We start from the raw sequence: 8,048 nt of genomic DNA, 5'->3' as shown, positions 1-8,048 counted from the left end.
CCGGACGGGCAAGAACAGCCAGCCATGCCACAGGGACAAAAATTGGCATTGACTAACAAGCACACTGTTGAGTTCTCAAACAACCGACACACACCGCCTCCGACCTCGTTCCCGAGGCCCTTGCGCGGGGCGCTTCCTTCGTTCTGAATCCTACCAGACCCGGCCGTTCGTCCCGGACCGGTGAAAACCGGATTTCCGTTCAGAAATGTACCTGATCCAGACACCCTCACCTTACTCACGGCGCAGCACTGTGCTCCGAGAAATCTGGTGGGAGTTTCACCCGGGGGACCAGCCACTTCGCATCTGCTCCGAGGAGCTGTGCCGTGGTGTCTGTTCCTCCCTGCCGGGCGACCTCGAGAACATTACGGGGTCGCGGGCCAGGAGGTCAACTCGCGCCGTCGTGACCCGGACCACTCTCCTCCGGGGCGGCACGACCGGTGCGCGCCGCCCCTCGCGCGGGGCGTTCCCCTGCGGAGGCAGCGCCCGTCCCCGCGGTCCCGGCCGCCGTCGTCGCCCGCACCGCGAGGCGGGTCATCGCCGTGCGCAGCTCGGCCGGCCCGACCACGGTGAAGGGGGCGTCGAAGATGCCGAACCAGGCGGCGAGCCCACCCCACGACCACGAGCCGGCGGTCAGCCGGCAGCGCCCCTCCCCCACCGCCTCGACGAGGGCGCCCGTCCCGGCCCACGCCGCGACGACGGCGGCGTCGAGCTCGAGCTCGACCGTCCCCCGCGCGGGCATCTCCGGCTGCGTGAACCTCTCGGCGACGAACGTCGCCACGTCGGGGGCGGGGAGCTTGCGCCGCTCGAACCGCGCCCCGACGCCCTCGCGAGGTGCCATCCGGTCGATGCGGAACGTGCGCCAGTCGTCCCGGTCGAGGTCCCACGCCACGAGGTACCAGCGGCCGCCCCACGTGACGACGTGGTGCGGCTCGACGCGACGCGGCGCGCGGAAGCCCTCCCCTTCCCCGCTCCCCGGCGCCCGGAGCACCTCGCCCGTCCCGCCGTCGTAGTCGAACCGGAGCACACGCTGTCCGCTGGCGGCGGCCCCCACGGTCAGGAGCACGTCGGGTCGCACGGCGGGGAGCGACCGCTCCCGCCGTCCCGGCACCGCCGTCACCTCCAGGGCGTCGATGCGCGTGCGCAGCCGCGCGGGCATGACCTGACGGATCGTCGCGAGCGCGCGGGCCGCGGCGTCCTCCACGCCCGGGAGCGCCCCCGTGCGCAGCGCGATCGCGACGGCGACCGCCTGCTCGTCGTCGAACAGGAGGGGCGGCACGTCCGCCCCGGCGTCGAGCCGGTACCCGCCGTCGGGCCCCTTGATCGCGCGCACCGGGTAGCCGAGCTCGCGCAACCGGTCGACGTCGCGCCGCACGGTGCGCGGGCTGACCTCGAGCCGCTCGGCGAGCGCGGGCCCCGGCCAGTCCCGGCGCGCCTGGAGCAGCGAGAGCAGGCGGAGCAGTCGTCCTGAGGTCTCGAGCATGTCCTCAGGGTCGCACGGAGTAGAGGACCGAACCTGTCCTCTACCCCTGGGAACGTCGGTCTCGACGCATCAGCACACCCAGGAGGAGCCACCGTGATCCGCACCAGAGCACTGACCAAGGACTTCGCCGTCGGGCGCGACGCGAGCGCCACGGTGCACGCCGTGCGTGGCATCGACCTCGACGTCGCGCCGGGCGAGCTCGTCGCCGTCCTCGGCCCCAACGGAGCCGGCAAGACGACCACGCTCCGCATGCTCACCACGCTCGTCCGCCCCACGTCGGGGACCGCCACGGTCGCGGGGCACGACGTCGTCGCGGAGCCCGACGCCGTCCGGCACCGCATCGGCTACGTCGGGCAGGGCAACGGCGCCGGCCACGCGCAGCGCGCCGTCGACGAGCTCACCAGCCAGGGCCGCATCCACGGCCTCGACCGGCGGACCGCACGACGCCGCGCCGACGAGCTGCTCGACTCCCTCGAGCTCGCGTCGTACCGCACGCGCAAGGTCTCCGACCTCTCCGGCGGGCAGCGTCGCCGGCTCGACGTCGCCATGGGCCTCGTGCACGCGCCGTCGCTGCTGTTCCTCGACGAGCCGTCGACCGGCCTCGACCCCCACAACCGCGCGAACCTGTGGGAGCACGTGCTGCGCATGCGCGAGGACGCGCTCGCGGCGACGGGCGAGCCCATGACCATCGTCCTCACGACGCACTACCTCGACGAGGCCGACACCATGGCCGAGCGCGTCGTCGTCGTCGACCACGGCCAGGTCATCGCCGACGACACCGCCGAGAACCTCAAGGCGGACCTCGCCGGGGACCGCGTCGTCGTCACGCTCGCGCCCCCGCACGGTCACGAGCCCGGTCACGCGCACGACGACGCATCGCGGCTCGTCGCGCTCGCCTGCCGCGTCGAGGGCTTCCGCGAGGCGACCCGCACGCCCGACGCCGCCCCCGCCGTCGGGCACGGCGACCGGCCCACGCTCGAGGTGCGGGCCGAGCGCGGCGACGCGTACCTCCCCCGACTGCTCCGCGCCGCCGACGCGGACGGCATCGACGTGGAGACCGCGCAGGTGCACCGCCCCACGCTCGACGACGTCTTCCTCGCGCTCACCGGGCGCAGCCTGCGCGAGGCGGGCGCCGCCTCCGCCACCGACGCCCCCGCCGAGGACACCCGCCCCACCGAGAGGACCGCAGCATGAGCACCGTCGACCTCGCCCCCACCACCGTCGCCCCGCACCCGGCGCCCGCCCGCCCGCGCGCACGCCGCGGGCCCGCCGCCTTCGCGCGCGACACCGGGATCGTGCTCGTCCGCGAGCTGCGGCCCGTGCTGCACGACCCGTTCTCCGTGCTGTTCGGGCTCGTCCAGCCGATCGTCTTCCTCGCCCTGTTCGGCCCCCTGCTCGTCGGGTCGCTCGGCGGCACGACGACCGGGCAGGAGGTCCTGGGCGGCAACGTCTGGCAGTGGTTCGTCCCGTCCATCCTCGTCATGACCACGCTCTTCGGGACCACCACGACCGGGGCGAACCTGCTCGTCGAGCTCCAGACGGGCGCGCACGAGCGCATGCTCGTCGCCCCGCTCTCGCGGGCCTCGCTGCTCGTGGGCCGCGCGCTCAAGGAGATGGTCCCGATCGTCGCGCAGTCGGTCGTCGTCGTGCTCGTCATGCTCCCGTTCGGGTTCGCGCTCCACCCCGCCGGCGCCGTCGTCGGGCTCGCGCTCCTCGCCGTCTTCGGCGTCGGGATCGGGTCCCTCAGCTACGCGCTCGCGCTCGCGGTGCGCAAGCAGGACTGGATGTTCTGGGTCGTGCAGCAGACGCTGATCTTCCCGCTCATGATCCTGTCCGGCATGCTCCTGCCGCTCGAGACCGGGCCCCGCTGGATGCAGGTCGCGTCCGACGTCAACCCGCTCCGGTACGTCGTCGACGCCGAGCGCGCGCTGTTCGCCGGCGACCTCACCGCCTCGGCCGTCGCGTGGGGCTGGGTCGCCGCCGCCGTGACGGCCGCCGTCGGGCTCGCGGTCGGGATCCGCGCCATGGTGCGCTCGAGCGACTGAGCCCGTCCATCCTCGCGTCAGGCCCGGGCCAGCTCCACGGCCCGGGCCACCGCGCTGCCCGGGCTCGTCAGGACGGGGACCGGAAGGTCTGCGAGCAACGCCGCCGCGGGCGCCATGCTGGCCTGCGCGAGCACGACGACGTCCGCTCCCCGCCGCCCGACGGCGTCCCGCGCCGCGTCCGCGACGCCCCGCCGGTACGCGCCGAGGTCCCCGGCCTCGAAGTCCGCCCACGCGTCCGTGCAGACCACGGTGTCCAGCTCGACCACCGTCCCCGCGCGTCCGGCCGCGTCGGCCAGGAGCTCCGTCGTCGGGCCGAGCGTCGAGGCGAGCGCCACCACCACGGCGACCCGGCCGCCGTCGCGCACCGCCGCCTCCGCGAGCGGGCGGTCCACCCGCAGCACGGGCGCCCCGGCCCGGCCGACCTTCTCCGCGACCGGCCCGAGCGTCGAGCACGTGCACACCACCACCGACGCCCCCGCCGCGACGAGCGCGTCGACGTGCGCCCGGACCCGCTCGCCCGTCGGCGCACCCGCTCGCGCGTCGTCCAGGAGCGGCGCGTCCACCCGGTGCACGTGCCCCTGCCCCGGCGCGACCTCGTCCACGAGCGCGCCGAAGGTCGTGACATGCACGTCAGCCGTGTGCAGGAAACCGATCACGTGGCCGTGGCCCGAGCGACGACGCGACTCAGGCGTGGTGCTCGCGGAAGGCGTCGGTGAGGGTGGGGCCGTCCTCGGCGCCGAGGCGCCAGACGCTCCACCCGTCGGCGGTGTGGGTGCCCGACACCGCGACGGCGGCGAGGTCGGGGTGGCGGTAGCGCGCGCCGTCGGAGAGCTCGATGAAGCCGTCGGGCTGGAGGACCGCCTCGAAGCGCTGGCCGCGGCGCGGCCGGGACCACACGAGCTCGCGGGGCGTGCCGAACGCGCGGGCGAGCGCGACGAGGTCGGGGTCGTCGTCGGGGCCGAGCGGCACGTCCACGGGGGGCGGCGGCGGCGCCGGGACCACGTCCCGGCTCGCGGACGCGCGCGTGGGTGCCGGGTCGAGGTCGACCGGCGGGTGGTACGACAGCGGGTCGTACGGCTGCTCGCGCGACGGGCTGCGCTGCTCGCCGTACTCGTGGGTGAGGTACGACTCGCGGGTCCGGATCGACTCGCGGGTGCGGATGGACTCGCGGGTGAGGATCGACGTGCGGGGGGTCGGCGTCTCGTCGCCGGCCTCGACGGGTCGGCGGTCGGCCCAGCCGGTGGACGCGGGCTCGGGCACGGTCCGCGCGGTGAGCGGGTCGTCGAGGGGCACGAAGTCCAGGACCGGGGGCTCGGCGTGCGACGGCGCCGAGGGCGCGGCGACCGGGGCCAGCGGGCCGGTCTCGTCGGCCGCGGTGGGTGCGATCCCGGGGAGGGCGCGCGGCTCGAGCTCGGCGGCACGACGGCGCTCGGCCCGGGACTGCGCGGCCTGCCGCGTCACCACGGGAAACTTGCCGGTCAGGGCTCGGCCCACGGCGACGCCGTCCGCGAAGTCGGATCCGGGGGCGACGGCGCGGCCCCGGCGGGGCTCGGGTGCCGCGGGTGGTGCGGGGTTGTCGCGCGTCATCGCGAGCGGGGACACGTCGACGAAGCGGCGGCCGTCGGCGCCCTGCACGACGCCGAGGCGCAGGACCGCGACCGGCGAGCCGGGCTGGCGGAGGAAGTCGAGCGCGTCCTGGATGCCCGGTGCGGCGCTCGAGCAGATGACGATGAGCCGTGCGCCGGTCGCGCGCGCGGTCGCCTGGGAGCGCGTGAGGGGGACGTTGTCGTAGAACGCCGCGACGTCCTGCTGGAACCGCGAGGCGCCGCCGGTGTAACGGGCGGCGAGCTCGGCGCGCGTGAGGCGCCCGGCCCGGCCGGCGTGGTTGAGCGCCGCGGTGAGGGCCTCCTCCGTGAGCTCCGCGGTGACCTCGATGACGACCGGGAGACCGGCGGCGTCGAGCGCGAGGAGGTGGGGCTCGTCGTCGGACGTGCCCTGCGCGACGGGGAAGATCTGCTCGCCCAGCAGCCCCTCGATGTTGCCGTCCACGACCCGCTGCGCGTCCGTCCCGAAGGCACCCGCCGGCTGGGGCGGCTGGACCAGTACGGGACGCTCGGCGTCCACCTCGAAGAGGGGCATCGGGGGTTCTCCTGCTGCAGCGGGACGCGACCTGGGCGGGGGCGTTTGCGCCATAGCCTACGTCGCCGGTCAAGTCCCTCGAACCGGTCGAACCACCCGCGCGCGACCCCGCAGGTCAGGCGTGCCCGGTCTCCTCCGACTCGGCGGCGAGGCGCTCCTCGACCCGCTCGACCTTCCCCGTGAGCTCCCCGGTGCGGCCCGGGCGGATGTCGGCCTTGATGACGAGCGAGACGCGGTGCCCGGCCGCACCGACGGCCTCGGTGGCGCGCTGGATCACCGGCATGACGGCGTCCCAGTCACCCTCGATCTCGGTGAACATCGCGGTGGTGCGGTTGGGCAGCCCCGACTCGCGGACGATGCGGACGGCCTCGGCGACGGAGTCCGCGACGGACTCGCCGGCACCGAGCGGGGCGACGGAGAAGGCGAAGACGGCCATGGGCCCCATCGTGGCACGGCGGCGGACCACGAACCGCCCCGACGTAGGCTCGTCGTCGTGACAGCAGAACACCGCACCGACCGCGTGACCGTGCTCGCGGGCGGGGTCGGCGGGGCACGCCTCGCGCACGGCCTGGACCTCGCCGGGGCCGACCTCACGGTCGTCGTCAACGTGGCGGACGACGTCGAGCTGCACGGGCTGTGGATCTCGCCCGACCTCGACACCGTGACGTACACGCTCGCCGGGCTCGCGGACGAGGAGCGCGGCTGGGGCGTGGTCGGCGAGACGTACGCGGCGCTGGACGCGATGGGCCGGCTCGGCGAGGACACGTGGTTCACGCTCGGGGACCGCGACCTCGCGACGCACGTGGTCCGGACGGCCGGGCTGCGCGCGGGCGCGTCCCTGACCGAGGTGACCGCGCGGCTCACGACGGCGCTCGGCGTCCGGGCGCGCGTGCTGCCCGTCAGCGACGACCGCGTCGCGACGCTCGTCGACACGCCCGCGGGCCGCCTCGGGTTCCAGGAGTACTTCGTGGGGCGCCGGCACGCGGACGACGTGCTGGGCCTCGTCTACGACGGCATCGAGGCGGCGCGCCCGGCGCCCGGCGTGCTCGACGCGGTGACCGGCGCCGACGTGGTCGTGGTCGCGCCGTCGAACCCGTTCCTGTCGGTCGAGCCGGTGCTGGGCGTCGCGGGCGTCCGGGACGCGCTCGCCGGGACGTCCGCGCGCCGCGTCGCGGTGAGCCCGATCGTCGGGGGTCGTGCGATCAAGGGGCCCGCCGCGCAGATCCTCACGACGCTCGGGCACGAGGTCTCGGCGCTCGGCGTCGCGCGCCTCTACGTCGGGCTCGTCGACGTCATGGTGATCGACGAGCACGACGCCCACCTCGCCGACGCCGTGCGGGGTCTCGGGATGGACGTCGTCGTCACGGACACGGTCATGGGCGGTGCCGCGGGCCGCGAGCGCCTCGCGCGCACGCTCCTCGCGTCGGCGGGCGCTGCTCGTGGGTGACCTCGTGGTGCCCGACGGCGCCGCTCGCCCGGGTGGGCCCGCCCGCCCGGGGCGCGTGGTCGCCGTCGTGCCGCTGCGTGACGGGTCGTCGGGGAAGTCGCGGCTCGCGCACGTCCTCGACCCGGCGTCGCGCAGCCGGCTGATCGCCGTGCTCGCCCGGCACGTCGTGGGGACGCTGCTCACGAGCGACGGCGTGGAGCGGGTGGTCGTGGTGACGTCGGACCCGCGGTTCACGTGGCGCGCGCTGCGCGACGTCGTGGTGGACGAGTCCGCCGGCGCGGCGGACGCCGCCGGGTCGGACGGGCTCCCCCTGCTGACCGACGACGCGGACCGGCTCCGCATCGTGCTGCAGCCCGCGGACCGGCCTGGGCTGGACGCGGCGGTCGACGTCGGCCGGGAGATCGCGGCCGAGGGCGCGTCGAGCGAGGGCCCGGTGCGGCTCCTCGTCGCGCACGCCGACCTCCCCGCGCTCACGCCCGCGGACGTGGCGGCGCTGCTCGCCGAGGACGCGCCCGTCGTCGTCGCGACGGACCGCCGGGGCGCGGGCACGAACCTCCTCGTCCTCGATCCCCCGGCTTCCGCGCCGTCGAGCACGGGGTTGCTGTCGGAGAGCGGCTCAGAACGACAGCAACCTCGTGCTCGGCCGGTGACGGGGTTTCGGTTTCGGTTCGGGGTGGGGAGCCGTGCCGCCCATGTTGCCGAGGCCGAGCGGCTCGGGCTGCGGGCCGTCGTCGTGCAGCGGCCGGGCACCGCGGTCGACCTCGACACCGTGGAGGACTGGGGCGAGCTGCCCGCGGACGCGCGCGCCGTCGTCGGGCTGCACGTCCCGGCGCTGCGCGACCGCGACGCCTGATATGTAGGCCGTTCTGTCAAGTGGCAGGTTGGAGCACCCGCCTCGGACCGTCGTCCGGGACGGGTGCTCCTCTTGTCGCGTGGT

The 8,048-nt window shown here is 75.4% G+C and carries 8 protein-coding genes; 4 read left to right on the top strand and 4 right to left on the bottom strand.

Translation table 11 applies throughout. From position 1 onward, the window contains the following. Positions 1-385 precede the first annotated feature (385 nt). On the bottom strand, positions 386-1,480 hold the full coding sequence (locus ACFC2L_RS20115; protein WP_375826117.1) for a helix-turn-helix transcriptional regulator: 1,095 nt from the start codon (positions 1,478-1,480) through the stop codon (positions 386-388). Between the two features lie 93 nt (positions 1,481-1,573). On the opposite strand from ACFC2L_RS20115, the gene ACFC2L_RS20110 reads away from it, so the two are divergent. Both ACFC2L_RS20110 and ACFC2L_RS20105 read left to right on the top strand, forming a co-directional pair. Further along, on the top strand, positions 1,574-2,674 hold the full coding sequence (locus ACFC2L_RS20110) for an ATP-binding cassette domain-containing protein (RefSeq protein WP_375826116.1): 1,101 nt from the start codon (positions 1,574-1,576) through the stop codon (positions 2,672-2,674). After that, on the top strand, positions 2,671-3,525 hold the full coding sequence (locus tag ACFC2L_RS20105) for an ABC transporter permease (protein WP_375826115.1): 855 nt from the start codon (positions 2,671-2,673) through the stop codon (positions 3,523-3,525). The genes ACFC2L_RS20110 and ACFC2L_RS20105 overlap by 4 nt, the downstream gene beginning before the upstream one ends. A gap of 17 nt (positions 3,526-3,542) precedes the next feature. Here ACFC2L_RS20105 and ACFC2L_RS20100 read toward each other — a convergent pair whose 3' ends face one another. The 3 genes from ACFC2L_RS20100 to ACFC2L_RS20090 all read right to left on the bottom strand — a co-directional run bounded on the left by ACFC2L_RS20100 (position 3,543) and on the right by ACFC2L_RS20090 (position 6,100). Continuing rightward, positions 3,543-4,154: an aspartate/glutamate racemase family protein gene (locus ACFC2L_RS20100; protein WP_375826114.1), complete on the bottom strand. Its 612-nt coding sequence runs from the start codon at positions 4,152-4,154 to the stop codon at positions 3,543-3,545. A 55-nt stretch (positions 4,155-4,209) separates the two neighbouring features. After that, the gene (locus ACFC2L_RS20095; protein WP_375826113.1) at positions 4,210-5,664 is read right to left on the bottom strand and encodes a hypothetical protein; all 1,455 of its coding nucleotides are present in this window, start codon (positions 5,662-5,664) and stop codon (positions 4,210-4,212) included. A 115-nt stretch (positions 5,665-5,779) separates the two neighbouring features. Next, complete coding sequence (locus tag ACFC2L_RS20090) at positions 5,780-6,100, bottom strand: MTH1187 family thiamine-binding protein (RefSeq protein ID WP_375826112.1); 321 nt, start codon at positions 6,098-6,100, stop codon at positions 5,780-5,782. A gap of 57 nt (positions 6,101-6,157) precedes the next feature. Here ACFC2L_RS20090 and cofD point away from each other — a divergent pair, with 57 nt between their 5' ends. After that, a complete protein-coding gene (gene cofD / locus ACFC2L_RS20085; RefSeq protein ID WP_375826111.1) occupies positions 6,158-7,111 on the top strand; it encodes a 2-phospho-L-lactate transferase in 954 nt (317 codons plus the stop codon). Then, entirely contained in the window at positions 7,104-7,964 is an 861-nt protein-coding gene (locus ACFC2L_RS20080; protein WP_375826110.1) for a 2-phospho-L-lactate guanylyltransferase, read from the top strand. Before cofD ends, ACFC2L_RS20080 begins: the two co-directional genes overlap by 8 nt. Positions 7,965-8,048 lie beyond the last annotated feature (84 nt).

It is taken from the genome of Cellulosimicrobium sp. NPDC055967, from assembly GCF_042269845.1.
Lineage (GTDB): Bacteria > Actinomycetota > Actinomycetes > Actinomycetales > Cellulomonadaceae > Cellulosimicrobium.
The sequence above is the reverse complement of the archived record's forward strand: the minus strand, read 5'-3'. Positions and strand labels throughout refer to the sequence as shown.

Coding starts and splice junctions, on each gene's coding strand:
- ACFC2L_RS20095 (WP_375826113.1), bottom strand. CDS start 5,664: ATGCCCCTCTTCGAGGTGGACGCCGAGCGTCCCGTACTGGTCCAGCCG.
- ACFC2L_RS20115 (WP_375826117.1), bottom strand. CDS start 1,480: ATGCTCGAGACCTCAGGACGACTGCTCCGCCTGCTCTCGCTGCTCCAG.
- ACFC2L_RS20090 (WP_375826112.1), bottom strand. CDS start 6,100: ATGGCCGTCTTCGCCTTCTCCGTCGCCCCGCTCGGTGCCGGCGAGTCC.
- ACFC2L_RS20105 (WP_375826115.1), top strand. CDS start 2,671: ATGAGCACCGTCGACCTCGCCCCCACCACCGTCGCCCCGCACCCGGCG.